The sequence below is a fragment of the Streptomyces sp. NPDC048523 genome, from assembly GCF_043199815.1.
GTDB lineage: Bacteria > Actinomycetota > Actinomycetes > Streptomycetales > Streptomycetaceae > Streptomyces.
In genome coordinates, this window is record NZ_JBICWQ010000001.1 from 1,524,301 (window position 1) to 1,540,952 (window position 16,652).

A 16,652-nucleotide genomic window follows, 5' to 3' on the forward strand; every position below is an offset into this window, starting at 1 on the left:
ACGATCGACGGTGCAGGACAATGGGCAGCAGATGCAGCAAGGGCCGTTTCGGCTACCAGCACGTACAGAACCGGGACTGAGACACATATGGGACGAGTCACGGAACGACGCAAGGTGATCCGTATCCGCGACGGGGCGATCTCGTCCCGACCGGACACCCTGGTCACCGAGGAACCGCTGGAGATCCGCCTCAACGGCAAACCCCTCGCCATCACCATGCGCACCCCCGGCGACGACTTCGCCCTCGCCGCCGGCTTCCTGGTCAGCGAGGGGGTCCTCGCCCGGCAGAGCGACCTGCTGAACATCGTCTACTGCGCGGGAGCCACCGCGGACGGTTCGAACACCTACAACGTCGTCGACGTGAAGACGGCCCCCGGCGTGGCCATCCCCGACATCACCCTCGAACGCAACGTCTACACGACCTCCTCCTGCGGCCTGTGCGGCAAAGCCAGCCTCGACGCGGTGCGCACCACCACTCGCTGGCCGATCGACGACGCGCCCCCGCTCCGCATCGACCCCGATCTCCTCGCGAGCCTGCCCGACCGGCTCCGTGCGGCCCAGCAGGTCTTCGACCGCACCGGCGGGCTGCACGCCGCCGCCCTGTTCACCGAGGACGGCGAACTCCTCGACGTACGCGAGGACGTCGGCCGCCACAACGCCGTCGACAAACTCGTCGGCCGCGCCCTGCAGAACGCGAACCTCCCCCTGTCCCGGGTGATCCTGCTGGTCTCCGGCCGGGCCTCCTTCGAGCTGGCGCAGAAGGCCGTCATGGCCGGCATCCCCGTGCTGGCCGCCGTGTCCGCGCCCTCCTCCCTGGCCGTCGACCTCGCCACCGAGACCGGCCTGACCCTGGTCGGCTTCCTGCGCGGCCGCTCCATGAACGTGTACGCGGGAGAACACCGGCTCACCCTGGAGACCGCCACAGCACCCCAGAGCTGACCGCGGCCGGTCACGACGGAACGTCGTCCGCCATCAGCCCTCCGTTTCGGAGATCCGGATCAACAGGCCCATGAACTGGGCGCGTTCGGCCGTCGAGAGCGGGGACAGCAGTTCGTCGTTGGCCTTGCGGGCCGCCTGCTCGCAGCGTTTCAGCAGCCGCGCCCCCTCGCCCGTGAGGGACACCGCGTTCTTGCGGCGGTCCCGGGGGTCCGGTTCGCGCACGACGAGACCGGCGGACTGGAGGTCGTTCAGGATGCCGACCAGGTCCTTGGGGTCGAGCCGCACCCCGCGGCCGAGGTCGGCCTGGGCGACGGGGGCGAGATCGCGAACGGCGGAGAGCACCACGTGGTGCCACATCTTCAGGCCCTCGGCGGCCAGCGCCTCGGCCACCAGGGCCCGTCCGCGGGCGGCGGCACGGCCGAGGAGCCAGCTGGGGAGGGAGCGGATCGCGGGCAGGGGTGCTTCGGCCATGCGGCCAGCCTAGCCATTATTCATTGGACTTCCCAACGACTACCTCTCTATCGTTGGGAGCACCAATGAATTCACGGGAGGTCGGTGCGATGCGTCGCGTCCGGTACGCGTCCACGGGTGGCCCGCTGTTCCTGGAGGAGGTGCCCGTCCCCGAGCCGGGCCCGGGCGAGCTCCTGGTGCGCTGCGAGGCGGTCGGGGTCACCCTCCCGGTCGTCCGCAAGGTCAGCGAGGCCGCACAGCCGGTGCCGCTCGGGGGCGAGCTCGCCGGCGCGGTGGTGGCCGCCGGCACCGGCGTCACCCGCTTCCGGCCCGGCGAACGTGTCACGGGGCTGTGCTTCGGCCACGGTTACGCCGACTCCGCGCTGCTGCACGAGGCCATGGCCTCCCCGGTCCCCGACAGCGCTTCGGCGGTCGACGCGGTCGCCCTGGTCCGCAGCGGGCTGGTCGCACTCGGCGCGCTGGAGGCCGCGCACCCCGAGCCGGGAGAGACGGCGCTGATCACGGCGGCGGCGAGCGGGGTCGGCCACCTCGCGGTGCAGCTCGCACGGGTCCGGGGGGCGTCCCGGGTCGTGGGCGCGGTCTCCGACCCGGCGAAGGCGGCCTTCGTGCGCGCACTCGGCGCCGACGCCACCGCCCTTTACTCGGACGGCAGTTGGGGTGAACCCGTCGACTACGTCCTCGACGCGGTCGGCGGCGAGCTGCTCACCCCGGCGCTGGCCGCGCTGGCCCCGGGCGGGCGGCTGGTGGCGTACAGCTCGGGCGGCGGGACGATCCAGGCGTACGACCTTCTCGTGGGCGCCAAGTCCGTGACGGGCTTCCAGATGGCGCGGATCGCCCGTGAGCGCCCGGAGTTGTACGAACGGTGGCGCCGGGAACTGTGGCGGATGTTCCTGGACGGCACGCTGCGGCCCGCCGTGCACGGGGAGTTCGCCCTGGAGGACGCGGCGAAGGCGCACGAGGTGATCGAGTCGCGGCGCAACCTCGGAAAGGTCGTACTCCGTCCCTGACGGGACAGGCGCGCGGTTCTTGTGAGGCGCGGGGTGGGGAACCACCGTCCGCGCACCGAAGGTCACCTTTCCTCGGCGGGCCACAGCCGCTAACGTCGCGAACCGTGCCCGAGGACGCACGAGCACGACGGCGAACCGGCACCGGCGTCGGTCTGCTGCTGGCGCTGGTGCTCGGAGCCGTGCTGATCTCCGCCCTCCCGGACGGCGACGGGCGGGACTCCGGCGACTGCACACCGCTCACCGTCGGCTCCTGGTCGGCCAACGACCGCCTCACCGCCGAGTTCGCCCGCTACGGCGACGACGGCGCCCGCGGCGACGACTGGACCGGCGGCGACGGCACCCACTCGGTGCGGCTGCCCGACGGACGGCTGCTGTGGCTGTTCTCCGACACCTATCTCGGCCAGGTGTACGGCCCGCCCAACCCGTTCGGCGAGTCGTACGCGTGGCGCGACACCACCGCCCCGCTGGTGCGCAATTCGGCGGTGCTGATGCGCGACGGCCGCCTGGAGTCCACCCTCCCGGCGCCCCTGTTCCCGGACCCGGCCCCGAACCAGTGGCGCTGGCCGGTCGCGGCCCGCGTCGAACCACGCTCCCCCGGCTCGGACGAACAGGTCGTCAGGGTGCTGCTGTGGGTGCGGACGGCGGGCCAGTACCCCTGGATCTACGGCGTCCCCACCGCCACCGAGGTCGCCACGCTCTCGTTGCCCGACCTGCGCGTCGAGTCGATCACGAAGGTCCTCGACGAGCAGCGGGTCGAGGACCCCTCCCGGCGGGTGCTGTTCGGCACGACGCTGGTCGAGGACGGCGAGTGGACGTACGTCTTCGGCGGCGACGACGGCCGGGCCGCGTCCCGGTCCGCCTCCTCGGCGTACGTGGCCCGGGTGCCGAAGGGCGGGCTCGCCGAGCCGGGTGCCTGGGAGTACTGGGACGGCTCGGCGTGGACGACCGGCGCCCGTCCGCACCCGGTGCTCGGGGACGGGCGGCGCACCGGAGTGGGCAGCGCCTTCTCCGTCGTACGGCAGGACGGGACGTACGTGCTGTTCACCATGGCCGCGGGGACGAAGGGGCTCGCGGCCGTGACCTCGTACTGGTCCTGTTCCCCCACCGGGCCGTGGCACGGTCCGGAGAAGGACTTCACCCCGTCCCTGCCCCCGGGCCAGGTCGCCGCCTACAACCCGCAGGCGCACCTCGAAATGAGCGGCGGGGGGCGGCTGGTGCTGAGCTACGACGTCAACTGGCTGGAGACGGCGGTCGCTTCGGCCCAGCTCAACCGGAACGTGTCGTTGTACCGACCGCGGTTCGTGACGCTGCGGCTGACCCCGGCGCGCTGACCTCCCGGGTCTCCTCCGGGACGGGGTCGTGCGAGCGGCGCTTGGCGATCACCGCGCAGACCATCAGCTGCATCTGGTGGAAGAGCATCAGCGGCAGCACGGCGAGTGAGGCGTGCGCGCCGAACAGGACGCTGGCCATGGGGAGTCCGGAGGCGAGGGACTTCTTCGAGCCGGCGAACTGGATGGCGATGCGGTCCTCGCGGCCGAAGCGGAGCCCCTTGGCGCCGTACCAGGTCAGGGCGAGCATCAGGGCGAGCAGAACGGCCTCGACGATCAGGAGCCCGCCGAGCCTGAGCGGGCTCACCTGGTGCCAGATGCCCTGGATCATGCCCTCGCTGAACGCGGTGTAGACGACCAGCAGGATCGACCCGCGGTCGACGAGGCCGAGGACCTTCTTGTGGCGGGTGATGAAGCCGCCGATCCAGCGGCGCGTCACCTGGCCCGCCAGGAACGGCACGAGCAGTTGGAGCACGATCTCCAGGAGCGAGTCGGCGGAGAACCCGCCGCTGCTGCCGAGCAGGGCGGCCGCGAGGAGCGGGGTGAGGACGATGCCGACCAGGGAGGAGAAGGAACCGGCGCAGATCGCGGCGGGCACGTTGCCGCGGGCCATCGACGTGAAGGCGATCGAGGACTGGATGGTGGAGGGGACCAGGGTGAGGAAGAGCAGGCCCTGGTAGAGCGGGTCGGTCAGGAAGACCGGGACGAGTCCGCGGGCGGCCAGGCCCAGCAGCGGGAAGATCACGAACGTGCAGGCGAGGACCGTGACGTGGAGCCGCCAGTGCTTGAGGCCGTCGAGGGCCTCTCGAGTGGACAGGCGGGCGCCGTACAGGAAGAAGAGGAAGGCGATCGCCGCCGTGGAGGCTCCGGAGGCCACGTCCGCGGAGGTCCCGCGTGCCGGTACGAGGGCCGCGAGGCCCACCGTGCCGAGCAGCAACAGGATGTACGGGTCGACCGGCATCCAGGCCGGCCACTTCAGGCGCTTCACGGTGCTCCACTTACTCGTGTTCGACGACGGTACGGCCGTATGACGGGTACCTCCCTCGGGGCGGAAGGACCCCCTCCATCGTCCTCCTTAACCGCTTGATCGGGAATCCCGTATACCGCTCTGACTGTCATCACGTTCCGCGATAAGCTTCCGGCATGTACGACCCGTCGCAGTTGCGTACGTTCCTGGCGGTGGCGCAGACCCTGAGCTTCACGCAGGCCGCCCGGCGGCTGGGGCTGCGTCAGTCGACCGTGAGCCAGCACGTGCGGCGTCTGGAGGAGGCCGCGGGGCGGCAGCTGTTCACCCGGGACACCCACTCCGTGGAGCTGACGGAGGACGGCGAGGCGATGCTGGGGTTCGCGCGGCGGATCCTGGAGGTGCACGACCAGGCGACGGCGTTCTTCACGGGCACGCGACTGCGGGGGCGGCTGCGGTTCGGGGCGTCGGAGGACTTCGTCCTGACCCGGCTGCCGGAGATCCTGGAGGGCTTCCGGTACGACCACCCCGAGGTGGACCTGGAGCTCACGGTGGAGCTGTCGGGCACCCTGCACGAGCAGCTGGCCGCCGGGAAGCTGGACCTCGTACTCGCCAAGCGGCGGCCGGAGGACCCCCGGGGTGAGCTGGTGTGGCACGACCGGCTGGTGTGGATCGGCGCGGAGCGGCTCCGCCTGGACGCGGACCGTCCGGTGCCGCTGATCGTGTATCCGCCGCCGGGGATCACTCGGACGCTGGCCCTGGAGGCGCTGGAGCGGCAGGGGCGGGAGTGGCGGATCGTGTGCACCAGCGGGAGTCTCAACGGACTGATCGCCGCCGCGCGGGCCGGGCTGGGGGTAATGGCCCACTCCCGGGGCCTGGTGCCGCCGGGGCTGGTGCGGGTGCCCGACCGGTCCGGGCTGCCGGAGCTGGGGCGGGTGGACTTCGTGCTGGTCCACGGCCGTCGCCGGACGGCCGCGCAGGGGGCGGCCGAAGCGCTCGCCGCCGCGATCCTGGCGGGCGGGGACCGGCTGCACAGGCAGTGAGACTCCTCGGCCGGAGTGACACATTCCGTGCTGACGGCGCTGAGGGAAGAAGAGGACGGCATCCCGCGGACAACCGTTTCACCAAGGCCGCGAGCCGTACCCAGGACGTACAGATTCAGTGGAGATTGGCGGCCTGGAAACTTACGCAACCGTCAGTTTTCTGTCCGACCCTTCCCCATGTGAGGGTATTTTCCGGTACTGACCAGGCCATACGTGAGCACCGCTCGGCTTCGGCCCCCCTCCCGCCGGATGTCGGGGTGGGGTAGCTTTCACGGCGCTGTGCGGAGCTTCACAGAGCGCCAGGGAGAGCGGGAGCGGGGTTTGCGCGAGTTCACCAACCCTCCGTTGGCGTTGGCACCCCCGGTGGGCGGACTGGCCGACGTCGTCTTCGAGCATGCCCAGAACGACCCCGTGCACATCGCCCTCGGCCGCAAGGACGAGAAGGGACAGTGGCGGGACGTGACGTCCGCGGAGTTCCGCGACGAGGTCCTGGCCCTCGCCAAGGGACTGCTCGCCCAGGGCATCCGCTTCGGCGACCGGGTCGCGATCATGTCCCGTACCCGCTATGAGTGGACGCTGTTCGACTTCGCCCTGTGGACGATCGGCGCGCAGGTGGTGCCGGTCTACCCGACCTCCTCCGCCGAGCAGTGTTTCTGGGCGCTGTACGACTCCGAGTGCACGGCCGCGATCGTGGAGCACGAGGACCACGCGATGACGATCGCCACCGTCATCGACCGGCTGCCGCAGCTGCACCGGCTGTGGCAGCTGGACTCCGGCGCGGTGCGGGAGCTGTACGACGCGGGCGCCGCCATCGAGGACGAGGTGGTGCACCGCCACCGGCAGGCCGTGACCCCGGACTCGGTCGCGACGATCATCTACACCTCGGGCACCACCGGCCGCCCCAAGGGCTGTGTGATCACCCACGGCAACTTCATGTACGAGGCGGACACCGTCATCGAGCGCTGGGAGCCGGTGTTCCACTCCAAGAAGGGCGACGAGGCGGCGACCCTGCTGTTTCTGCCGCTCGCGCACGTCTTCGGGCGGATGGTGCAGGTCGCCGCGATCCGTGGCCGGGTCCGCTTCGGCCACCAGCCGCAGATGAACGCGGCCGCCCTGCTGCCCGACCTCGCCGCGTTCAAGCCGACGTTCTTCCTCGGGGTGCCGTACATCTTCGAGAAGGTCTTCAACGCCTCCCGCCGCAAGGCGGAGAAGGAGGGCAAGGCCGGCCCGTTCGAGAAGGCCGTCGACGTGGCGGTGAAATACGCGGAAGCCATGGAGGCCAAGGCCTGGGGGATCGGGCCCGGCCCGTCGGCGGGGCTGCGGATGCAGCACCAGCTCTTCGACAAGCTCGTCTACTCCAAGATGCGGGCGGCCATGGGCGGCCGCATCAAGCAGGCCATGACCGGCGGCTCGGGCATGGACCGCAAGCTCGGGCTGTTCTTCGCCGGCGCGGGCGTGCACATCTACGAGGGGTACGGCCTCACCGAGACGACCGCGGCTGCGACCGCCAACCCGCCCGAGCGCACCCGCTACGGCACGGTCGGCCAACCCATCCCCGGCATGACCGTGCACATCGCGGACGACGGCGAGATCTGGCTGTACGGCCCCAACGTCTTCCAGGGCTACCTCAACAACGAGAAGGCCACCGACGAGTCCCTGCACGACGGCTGGCTGGCCACCGGGGACCTCGGCTCCCTCGACGAGGACGGCTATCTCACCATCACCGGCCGCAAGAAGGAGATCCTCGTCACCTCCGGCGGCAAGAGCGTCTCCCCCGGTGTGCTGGAGGAGAGGGTGCGCGATCATCCCCTGGTCTCGCAGTGCATCGTCGTGGGCAACGACCGCCCCTACATCGCCGCCCTGGTCACCCTCGACCAGGAGGCCGTCGAGCACTGGCTGGGGATGCGCGACAAACCCCGGATGTCCCCCGCCGAGCTGGTGCGCGACGCCGACCTGGAGACCGAGGTGCGGCGAGCGGTGGTCGCCGCCAACACCCTGGTCTCGCAGGCCGAGTCGATTCGTACGTTCCGCATCCTGGCGCAGCCCTTCACCGAGGAGCACGGGCTGCTGACCCCGTCGCTGAAGCTGAAGCGCAAGGCGATCGAGACGGCGTACGCGGGCGAGGTCGACGCCCTGTACCGGGCCTGAGCCCCGCCTCACACGAGCTGGTAGCCGCGCAGGTTCGTCAGCAGGAGATAGGTGTCCTGGAGGGACCCCGAGGTGTCGCCGAGGGAGCGGTAGATACCCCACTTGGGGCGCACCCGGTCCGCCAGGAAGGTGTCGACCCCGGTCCTCGACGCGTCGATCACCGTCGAGCCGCCGGTCTTGAGGATCCAGCGGACCGAGCCCGCCGAGCCGTTGCCCACCTTGATCTGGAAGTCGACGTCGGTCCATCTGTCGTGCAGCGGGTCCAGGCTCGTGCGGCCCACGAGGGTGTCGCTGTCGAGCAGCTTCAGTTCGATGGTCTGCGCGCCGTTCACCCTGCGCAGGGACTGCACGACGATCGGCGAGGTGCCGGTGCCCGGCTGCTTCATCTGCATGATGTGGGTGAAGCTGGTGGTGGCCTTCAGCGAGCTCGGGATGTACATCGAGTACGTGACCCGCCAGGTCTGGCCCTGCGTCCACTTCAGGTAGCTGCTGCCGCTGGTGCGCAGCCCGGTGACCTCCTGGCGCTGGCGGTCGGTCGAGGTGTCGCGGTCGGCCATGTGCATGTTGAAGCGCCAGTTGTCGCCGGTGGCGTAGATATGGGGCTGTCCGCCGGGGTGCGAGTCGGCGCGGTCGTCCTCGACGGTCTCGAAGGCGCCGAGGCCGTCGCCACTCGCGGTCGGGGCCCACTTCTGCTGCCAGGAGGCGGCGTGGGCGGTGGTGGCGGCCGGCAGACCGGCCACGGTTCCGGCCGCACCGGCGAGCGCGGCGCCCAGCAGAGTTCTTCTGGATGTGCTCATGACAAAGATCACCTCACTATGGGGCGTTCACATTCATGCACGACGTTCAGTGACGCAATCCAGGGTCGCCGCAGGGCAGTTGACGGTCAATGGTCCGGACTAAAGAGACCAGATGGATTCTCCCGTCAGGAATGCATCACGGCTCGTGATCGTTGACGATGGTGGTACCACCTGACGACAACCGTAAGGATCAAGAGCTCGTGAGCAGCAAGGTCCCCCCGATCACCCTCAACAACGGCGTCGAGATGCCCCAGCTGGGTTTCGGCGTCTGGCAGGTTCCGGACGACGAGGCCGAGCGCGCCGTCGCCACGGCGCTCGAGGCCGGGTACCGCAGCATCGACACAGCGGCGATCTACGGCAATGAAGTGGGCACCGGAAAGGCCATCGCCGCCTCCGGAGTGGCCCGTGAGGACATCTTCGTCACCACCAAGCTCTGGAACAGCGACCAGGGCTACGACGCGACCCTGCGCGCTTTCGACACCTCGCTGGACAAGCTCGGCCTGGACTACGTGGACCTGTACCTGATCCACTGGCCCACGCCCTCCCGCGACCTGTACGTCGACTCGTACAAGGCGTTCGAGAAGCTGCACGCGGACGGCCGGATCCGGGCCATCGGAGTCTCCAACTTCGAACCCGACCACCTGGAGCGGCTGATCGCCGAGACGTCGGTCGTCCCCGCCGTCGACCAGATCGAGCTGCACCCGCACCTCCAGCAGCAGGCGGCCCGTGAGTACCACGCGGAGCACGGCATCGCCACCGAGGCGTGGTCGCCGCTCGGCTCCGGCAAGGGCCTCCTGGAGGTCCCGGCCGTCGTGGCCATCGCCCGCAAGCACGACCGCACCCCGGCCCAGATCGTGCTGCGCTGGCACCTCCAGCTCGGCAACGTGGTGATCCCCAAGTCCGTGACGCCGTCCCGGATCAAGGAGAACATCGAGGTCTTCGACTTCAGTCTGGACGCCGAGGACCTGGCGGCGATCAGCGCGCTCGACGAGGACCGGCGCCTGGGCCCGGACCCGTCGACGTTCAACGCCGCCTGACAGCACAGCGGTTCGGCCGGCGGTGGGCCCCCTGTCGTAGGGGGCCCACCGCCGGCCGTCGTGCGTCCGGCGTCAGCCGATCTGCTCCGCGCGTCAGACGGGCTGCCCGATCGGCCGTACGACCACGGTGTTGACGTCGACGCCCTCCGGCTGCCGTACGGCCCACACGACCGAGTCGGCGATCTGGTCGGCGGTGAGCAGGTGGCCGGGCGGCAGGCTGCCGTTGCCGTCCCAGAACGGTGTCTCCACGCGGCCGGGGGCCACCAGGGTGACGCCGACGCCGAACTCGGTCACCTCACGGCGGGCGTTCTCGGCGAGCCCGGTCACCGCCCACTTCGTCGCCCCGTACAGGTTGCCGGGCCCGTGGATGAACCCGGCGACGCTGCCGATCAGGACGATCCGGCCGCGGGTCTCCTTGAGGGCGTCGATGGAGGCGCGGATCAGGAGGGCGGGGCCGAGCACGTTGGTCAGCACCATCTCGCTCCAGCCGGCGGGGTCTCCCGCGGCCACGGTGTCATGGGTGGCGAAGCCCGCGTTGGCCACGACCGTGTCCAGCCGGCCGAACTCCTTGAGCGTGCCGTCGACGGCGGCCTGGATGTCGCCGTACTCGGCGGCGTTGCCGACGAACGTCAACAGCCCCTCCGGGTCGCCCAGTTCCTCGGCGAAGGCACGCAGGCGCGGCTCGCCCCGCCCGGTGACGGCCACCCGGTGGCCCGCGTCGAGCAGTCGCCGTGCGACCGCGGCGCCGATACCGCTGCCGCCGCCGGTGATGAGCGCGACCGGTGAGTCGGACATGGCTTCCCCCTGTGTTCTTCCGTCATCTCGTGGATGTCGGGGAGTACATCAGTTGGAGCGTTCTCGAAGTCAAGTACCGCAGGCCTGGCGGTGATCGGCCGAGGGGAACCAGCGCCGCCACTGTGTCCGGGTGAGTTCCGCGGGCGTCCGGGCGCACACCGTGCGGGCGGCACGGTCGGGCTCCAACGGGTAGGTCCTGTCGGCCAGATGGGGTGTGGCCACGTGCAACTCCACGCCGTCCGGGGTGAATCCGAGGGCGAGTACCGGAGAGTCCCCCACGGGCAGGGTGGCGGCCGGGAGGGCGGGGGTGGCGGTCTCCCACACGTGCACGGACCCGTCCGGCTCACTGGCGGCCACCAGTGAGCCGTCGGCCGAGAAGCCGAGCGTGGGTTGGTGCCGGTTGGAGCCGCCACTCCTCAGAACGGCCAGCCTGCGCCAATGATGCGCGTCCCACAGGGTGACGCGGCCCTGGACGTCGGCGGCGGCCAGGTACCGGCCGTCGGGGCTGAAGGCCCCTTCGGTGAGGTAGTCCTCACCCTGCACCCCGGCTCGGCCCTTAGGCGGCCTGCCCGTCGAGACGTCCACGAGGGTGCCCTCGGAGGTCAGCGCGGTGCGGCCGGCCGGGTCGACGGTCACGGTCTCCTCGCCGTTCACGGTCACGGGCGCCTTCACCCGGGCCGGCCGGCCCCTGATGTCGAAGGCAGCGGCTCGCGCCGCCCGGTCCCGCCACGCTCCGCCCGTCAGCCCCTGGAGCGAGAGGGTGTGCACGGAGGCGGTGCGCCCCTGTTCCCGGTAGCGCAGCACGCCCGCGCCGGGGTCCAGGCGCAGGTCGCCCACGGCCGAGGTGTCGACGGGAAAGGTGAGCAGCGGTTCGCGCGGGCTGTCGTCCGCGTCGGCGGGCAGGTCGAGGCGCCACAGTGCGAGGGAGCCCAGGGCCCAGGTCACGGCGTAGTCACCGGCGAACTCGACGCGCAGGGCATCGGGCAGGGGCAGCCGGGGCCGTTCCCGGCCGGTCCGGATGTCCCACGTCACGACGCCCGTGGAGGTGGCGGTCGCCACGGCCCGGCTGTCGGCGGTGAAGGTGAGCTCGTCCCCCCGGCACAGCGCGCGCCCGGTCGCCGTGGGCACGGGGGTGGTCACGAGGTGTCCGGCGGTTGTGTCCAGGATCCGCGGCTGCCCGCCGGAGTCCGTGCACCAGGCGAGATAGCGGCCGTCGCGGCTCTGCGCGGGCAACGCGCCGTCACCGGTGCCCCGTTCGTACCGGAACAGCACCCGCTGCCGGCGTACGTCCCACCGGGTCAGCGTCGCCCGCTCGTCGCCGCCCGGCACCAGCCGCCGTACGAGCAGTGTGCGTCCGTCCGGTCCGAACGCGGCGTCGGTGTCGGTCGCCGGGCCGGTCGCGAACCGGTGTGCAGTGCCGTCCGCCGGTGAGCCGACCACCAGATCCGTGCCGCCCGGCCCCCGCCTGGCGACCAGCCGGCCGTCCTCGCTGACGGCGACCACGTCCTCGGACAGGCCGGGCCACTCGACGGAGCGGATGCGCCGGTGGGTCGTCACGTCCCACTGAACGACCTTGTCACGTACGAGAGTTGTCAGGATACGGCCGTTGTTGCCGAGCCACGTCGGGGCGTCGAGGGCGCGACCGCCCTCCTCGGGCGCGGCGAACACGTCCCGTTCGCTCTGCGCGGCGGCCGTCCGCAGGGCCCGGCGGGTCTCGGGCAGGTCGGCGACCTTCCACGCGGCCAGGGCGAGGTGCGCCGCGGTGCGCGGATCGCTCTGCCTGAGGGTGTCCGTCAGTTCGGCCGCGCCGCGGGCCTCGGCCTCGTCCCGCTGCCGGGCGCTGACCCCGCTCTGCCGCCAGGCGGCGACGCCCGCGACCACGGCCAGACACAGCAGCACGGCGAGCGCCGCGGTCAGGGCGCGCAGGCGGCGGGCGGCCCGGGCGGCGGCCCGCCGGCCGCGTTCGTAGGTCTCCACGCTTGCCGCCAGGAAGTCCCGTTCGAGCCGGTTCAGTTCACCGACGTCACCAGCGTCAGGGCCGTCACCGAAGGTCTCCCGGGCCCGTGTCAGCCGGGTGCCCCGGTACAGGGCGCCCGCGTCCCGCCCCCACTCGTCCCAGGTGAGGGCTGCTTCGGTGAGTCCGCGGTGCAGGCGCAGCCGTTCACGGTCCTCGTCCAGCCAGCCCCGCAGCCTCGGCCAGGCGCCGAGGAGCGCCTCGTGGGCGAGGTCGACGGTGGTGCCGTCGACCGTCAGGAGCCGTTTGCGGACCAGCAGTTCCAGGACGTGGGCCGTTGTCCCGTCCGCGTCGAGCTCCGCGCGGTCCACGGGCCGCCGGGTGTCCTCGGTACCGTCACCGGGGTGCACCATCCGCAGCAGCAGGCGGCGAAGTGCCGCGGCCTCGGCGGGGGTGCACCGGGCGTGGACGGCCTCCGCGGTGTGCGCGACGGCACCGCGGACCCCGCCGACGGCCTCGTAGGCGGCGAGGGTGAGTGTCCTGCCGGTGCGCCGGCGCCACACTTCGCGCACCGCGTGGGCCATCAGCGGCAGCCCGCCCGGTTCACCGGTCACGTCCGCGACGATCCGCGCGGTCAACGCCCGTTCCACGACCAGCCGTTGAGCGGCGGCGGGGCGCACCACGGCCTCCCGCAGCGCGGCCGGCCGCATCGGTCCGACGAGCAGCGTGGAGTCCCTGAGCGCCTCGGCGAGCGGCCCGTGCTCGGCGCACCGGCCGTAGAAGTCGGCCCGTACGGCGATCACCGCCCGCAGCCGCGACGCCGGGTCGGCGGCCGTAAGCAACTGCCCGAGGAATCCGGCGCGTTCCCCGGCATCGGCGCAGAGCGTGAAGACCTCCTCGAACTGGTCGACGACGAGGAGGGTGTCGCCGGGACCGTCGTGCGGGGTGAACAGGGCCCGGTGGGTGCGCAGGGGATGGGAGCCGGGGGTGAGGAGGCGGATGGTGGCGAGGTGGGGACCGCGCGCGGCCGAGGATGACCGCAGCACCGGTATCAACCCGGCCCGCAGCAAGGAGGACTTGCCGCTTCCACTCGCCCCGGTCACCCCCACGAACCTCTTCGTGGCGGTGAGTCCGGCGAGTTCGGCGATCAGGTCGTCGCGGCCGTGGAAGTGCTCCCCGTCCCCCGTCTCGAAGCGGGCGAGTCCCGGATAGGGACTGTCCTCGTCGTCGGCGTCCTCGATCACCCGCGCGTCGGCCGACTCGGCGAAGACCTTCCGCCAACGCCCCTCCCACTCCCCCGGGTCACCCCCGCACGCGGTGACATAGGCGAGGAGCACCGGCAGTGTCGGCAGCCGTTCACCGGCCGCGGCGGCGGACAGGGTGGGCGCGGAATAGCCCGCACCGGCGGCCATGGCCCGGTAGGTCGGGGTGCCCGCCTCGTCGCGCAGCTTGCGCAGTTCGTACGCGAACCGCTGCACGACCCCCGCCCCCGGATCGAGCGGCTTCTCCCGGCGCCCCATGGGCCACTCCCCCTTCACTCGCGGCCTTCCCACCGGCCGGCCACCGCCCTCGCGCATTGATTGGCCCGCCGAACGGGGGCTGCCCAACAATCCGCCGGCGCCTGAACTCATCGGTGCACGCCCGCTCGTCGGGCCCCGCGCTCCCGCCACGCACCGGAGTCAGCCATCACCACCACACACTCACCAGGACCCCTGTCACGGCCGGTCCGGTTGCCCTCCACCCCGTCCGGAACCACGCCCTGCGCCCGGCTCCCCCGGCACGCGCTCGTCCCGGCCGCGTTCTCCCTCGCCCTCGACCTGTGGGGCGTCCGGCGCGACGGCAGCGTATGGCGGGACGAGGTGGTGACGTACGACATGGCGAGGCGCTCGCTGCCCGACCTGTGGACGGCGCTGGGGAACGCCGACGCCGTGCACGGTCTGTACTACCTGTTCATGCACGCCCTGTTCCGGGTGTTCCGGGGGGCGGATCCGCTGCTGGTGCTCCGCCTTCCCTCGGTCCTGGCGACCGCGGCGGCGGCCGCCGGTCTCGCCCTGCTGGGCCACCGTCTCGCCGGACCGCGCGCGGGCCTGCTGGCCGGTCTCGCCTTCTCGGTGCTGCCGCCGGTCCAGCGGTACGCGCAGGAGGGCCGCTCCTATGCCGTCGTCTGCGCGCTGCTCGTCTGGGCGACGTACCTGCTGGTGCGGGCGACGGGCCGCCGTACGCCCGGTGCCTGGACGGCGTACGGCACGGTCCTGCTCGCCGCGTGCTGGCTGCACGAGTTCGCGGTCCTGGCCGTGCCCGCGCATCTGGCGGCCCTCCCGCGCCCGGCCCACCGCCCCGCCCTGCGGGTGGCCCTCGTGGTCTGCGCCGGCCTGGCTCCCCTGGCCGCCCTGAGCACACGCCAGTCGGACCAGGTCTCGTGGATCGGCGGCCCGGGGGCAGGCGCGCTGCTCGGCTTCGCCGCTGTGAGCGCACTGGCCCTGGCCTGCGCCGTCCCGCTCCGACACGGGCCCCTGCCCCGCCTGGCCCTGCCCCTGACGGTCCTGCCCGGGCTGACCCTGATCCTCCTGACCCCGCTGAAGCCGCTCTACGTGGACCGCTATGTCCTCTACGGCCACGCGGGCACGGCCCTCCTGATCGGCGCGGCCCTCGAGCGCCTGGGCCGGACCCGCACCCTCGCCGTGGCCACGGCCGTGCTCGCGCTGCTGCCGGTCACCCTCCAGTTGCGCACCCCGCAGAGCCGCACCGACGACGCGACGGCGATCAGCCGGGCGATGAGCGGCGCGCACGCCGAGGGTGTCCTCTACCTGCCGTCCCGGCGCCGCGTGTGGTCACTGCTGGACCCGGCCCCCGATTCGGCCCGGCGCCCGCGCGACCTGGCCCTGGACCGCGGCCCGGCGGCTTCGGGAACCCTGTACGGCACCGAGGTCCCGGCCCCGGTGATCCGGGCCCGCATGCTGGCCACGGAACGGATCGTCACCGTAGCGGATCCGGCGGGGCAGCCTCTGGACCGGACACCACAGGAGGAGGTCAAGCGACACGTACTGGCCGAGTCCTTCGTGCCCACCCGTGTCCGACAGGTACAGGGCGCACTGATCACCGAGTACACCCGCGCCCCTTCAGGGGCGCGAAGAACTGCGCGACAAGCCACCGACGGCCCGCAGCCGCCCGAGGACACACGGCGGCACATCCAGCGGCGGAACTGAACTCAACCGGTCCGCACAGCCGTGTGCACGGTGTGCGCCGCCAGCACGAACACATCCGCCCGCCGGTGCACACTCGCCGCGTCCTCGGGATCGAGCAGCCGGTCGAGAGTGTCCCGGTCGCCGGATTCCAGGTGTTCCCCGAACACCTCCCGCAGCCGCCCCAGCGACGCGGCGATGTACGCACGGGCCCGATCGGTCGTCGGCGCCGGCAGATCGAGCATGAAGCTGCGGGTACCGGTGTGCCGCAGCCCCGCGGCGGCCATCAGCGCGGGCCAGTCCTCGACCTCGGCGACGGAGTCGGGAAGATCCGACCGCATCTGCGCGAACCACTCCTCCTCCAGCGCGTCGAGCCGGGCCTGCAAGCCGGGCCGTCCGATCCCGATGTCCCGGGGCAGAAAGCGCGCCGGCAGCCCGCCCTCCAGCAACGCCAGCGTGCCGCCCCGGGCCAGCCGCGAGGCGAAAGCGGCGATCCCGGCCCGCTGGTCCCCCAGGTGGTGCAGGCTCCGGCTGGCCCAGAGCAGGTCGACGGGATAGTCCAACTCGTCGAGGGCTCCGGGCAGTTCACCGGCGAGGGTGCCGAAGCGGTCGGCGACACCGAGCCGCTCGGCCCGAGCCCGCGCCCGCTCCAGCAGCGGCTCGGCCCCGTCTACGGCGACCACCCGGGCCCCCGGAAACGCCTCGGCGAGCAGACAGGACAGCACCCCGGGCCCACTGCCCGCGTCGACGATCAGCCCCGGCTCGGTCTGCTTGTGCCCGAGCCACGCCAGGGCCCGCTCGTACAGCGGCGTGAACAGCTCCGCCTGGGTCTCCAGGTGCTGGGCCATCCTGGACCAGTCGATGTCGGTGTGCTCGTGGTGATGGTGACCGTGGGTGCCGTGATCGTGCGCCATGGTGTCAGCCTCTCCTCGGGATGCGGCCAGCGTGCGCCGACGCACCGCGAAGACGCCAGCGTTGTTGCCACGA

General features: G+C 71.9%; 13 protein-coding genes. 7 read left to right on the plus strand and 6 right to left on the minus strand.

Annotated features, from left to right (window positions below; all coding sequences use genetic code 11):
- The first annotated feature begins 87 nt into the window (after positions 1-87).
- Entirely contained in the window at positions 88-939 is an 852-nt protein-coding gene (gene fdhD, locus ACGFWE_RS06955) for a formate dehydrogenase accessory sulfurtransferase FdhD (protein WP_393598421.1), read from the plus strand.
- 33 nt (positions 940-972) lie between these two features.
- On the opposite strand, the gene ACGFWE_RS06960 is transcribed toward fdhD, so the two are convergent.
- Positions 973-1,410, minus strand: a complete 438-nt coding sequence (locus ACGFWE_RS06960) for a MarR family winged helix-turn-helix transcriptional regulator (RefSeq protein ID WP_393598423.1) — start codon at positions 1,408-1,410, stop codon at positions 973-975.
- Between the two features lie 89 nt (positions 1,411-1,499).
- Here ACGFWE_RS06960 and ACGFWE_RS06965 point away from each other — a divergent pair, with 89 nt between their 5' ends.
- Positions 1,500-2,417, plus strand: coding sequence for a zinc-binding alcohol dehydrogenase family protein (locus tag ACGFWE_RS06965; RefSeq protein ID WP_393598425.1), 918 nt, complete (start codon positions 1,500-1,502; stop codon positions 2,415-2,417).
- A 104-nt stretch (positions 2,418-2,521) separates the two neighbouring features.
- A complete protein-coding gene (locus tag ACGFWE_RS06970; RefSeq protein ID WP_352381244.1) occupies positions 2,522-3,748 on the plus strand; it encodes a DUF4185 domain-containing protein in 1,227 nt (408 codons plus the stop codon).
- Here ACGFWE_RS06970 and ACGFWE_RS06975 read toward each other — a convergent pair.
- Positions 3,684-4,706: a bile acid:sodium symporter family protein gene (locus ACGFWE_RS06975; protein WP_393598960.1), complete on the minus strand. Its 1,023-nt coding sequence runs from the start codon at positions 4,704-4,706 to the stop codon at positions 3,684-3,686. The two genes, ACGFWE_RS06970 and ACGFWE_RS06975, sit on opposite strands and share 65 nt — an antisense overlap.
- Before the next feature lie 182 nt (positions 4,707-4,888).
- Here ACGFWE_RS06975 and ACGFWE_RS06980 point away from each other — a divergent pair, with 182 nt between their 5' ends.
- Together ACGFWE_RS06980 and ACGFWE_RS06985 are read left to right on the plus strand one after the other, a co-directional pair.
- Entirely contained in the window at positions 4,889-5,752 is an 864-nt protein-coding gene (locus ACGFWE_RS06980) for a LysR substrate-binding domain-containing protein (protein WP_393598427.1), read from the plus strand.
- A gap of 321 nt (positions 5,753-6,073) precedes the next feature.
- Positions 6,074-7,900 (plus strand): AMP-dependent synthetase/ligase, encoded by a 1,827-nt coding sequence (locus ACGFWE_RS06985; protein ID WP_393598429.1) that lies wholly within the window; start codon positions 6,074-6,076, stop codon positions 7,898-7,900.
- A gap of 8 nt (positions 7,901-7,908) precedes the next feature.
- On the opposite strand, the gene ACGFWE_RS06990 is transcribed toward ACGFWE_RS06985, so the two are convergent.
- Positions 7,909-8,697, minus strand: coding sequence for a heparin lyase I family protein (locus tag ACGFWE_RS06990; protein ID WP_393598431.1), 789 nt, complete (start codon positions 8,695-8,697; stop codon positions 7,909-7,911).
- 200 nt (positions 8,698-8,897) lie between these two features.
- Here ACGFWE_RS06990 and ACGFWE_RS06995 point away from each other — a divergent pair, with 200 nt between their 5' ends.
- Positions 8,898-9,734, plus strand: a complete 837-nt coding sequence (locus tag ACGFWE_RS06995; RefSeq protein WP_352381251.1) for an aldo/keto reductase — start codon at positions 8,898-8,900, stop codon at positions 9,732-9,734.
- A gap of 93 nt (positions 9,735-9,827) precedes the next feature.
- Here ACGFWE_RS06995 and ACGFWE_RS07000 read toward each other — a convergent pair whose 3' ends face one another.
- Both ACGFWE_RS07000 and ACGFWE_RS07005 read right to left on the minus strand, forming a co-directional pair.
- The gene (locus ACGFWE_RS07000; RefSeq protein ID WP_393598433.1) at positions 9,828-10,529 is read right to left on the minus strand and encodes an SDR family oxidoreductase; all 702 of its coding nucleotides are present in this window, start codon (positions 10,527-10,529) and stop codon (positions 9,828-9,830) included.
- A gap of 69 nt (positions 10,530-10,598) precedes the next feature.
- Positions 10,599-14,003 carry a hypothetical protein gene (locus ACGFWE_RS07005; RefSeq protein WP_393598435.1) on the minus strand — a complete coding sequence of 1,135 codons (3,405 nt, stop codon included), beginning with the start codon at positions 14,001-14,003 and terminating at the stop codon, positions 10,599-10,601.
- 210 nt (positions 14,004-14,213) lie between these two features.
- Between ACGFWE_RS07005 and ACGFWE_RS07010 the strand changes: the two genes are divergently transcribed.
- Positions 14,214-15,689 carry a glycosyltransferase family 39 protein gene (locus ACGFWE_RS07010; RefSeq protein WP_393598437.1) on the plus strand — a complete coding sequence of 492 codons (1,476 nt, stop codon included), beginning with the start codon at positions 14,214-14,216 and terminating at the stop codon, positions 15,687-15,689.
- A 2-nt stretch (positions 15,690-15,691) separates the two neighbouring features.
- Here ACGFWE_RS07010 and ACGFWE_RS07015 read toward each other — a convergent pair whose 3' ends face one another.
- Entirely contained in the window at positions 15,692-16,579 is an 888-nt protein-coding gene (locus ACGFWE_RS07015) for a class I SAM-dependent methyltransferase (RefSeq protein WP_393598439.1), read from the minus strand.
- Positions 16,580-16,652: the final 73 nt, after the last annotated feature.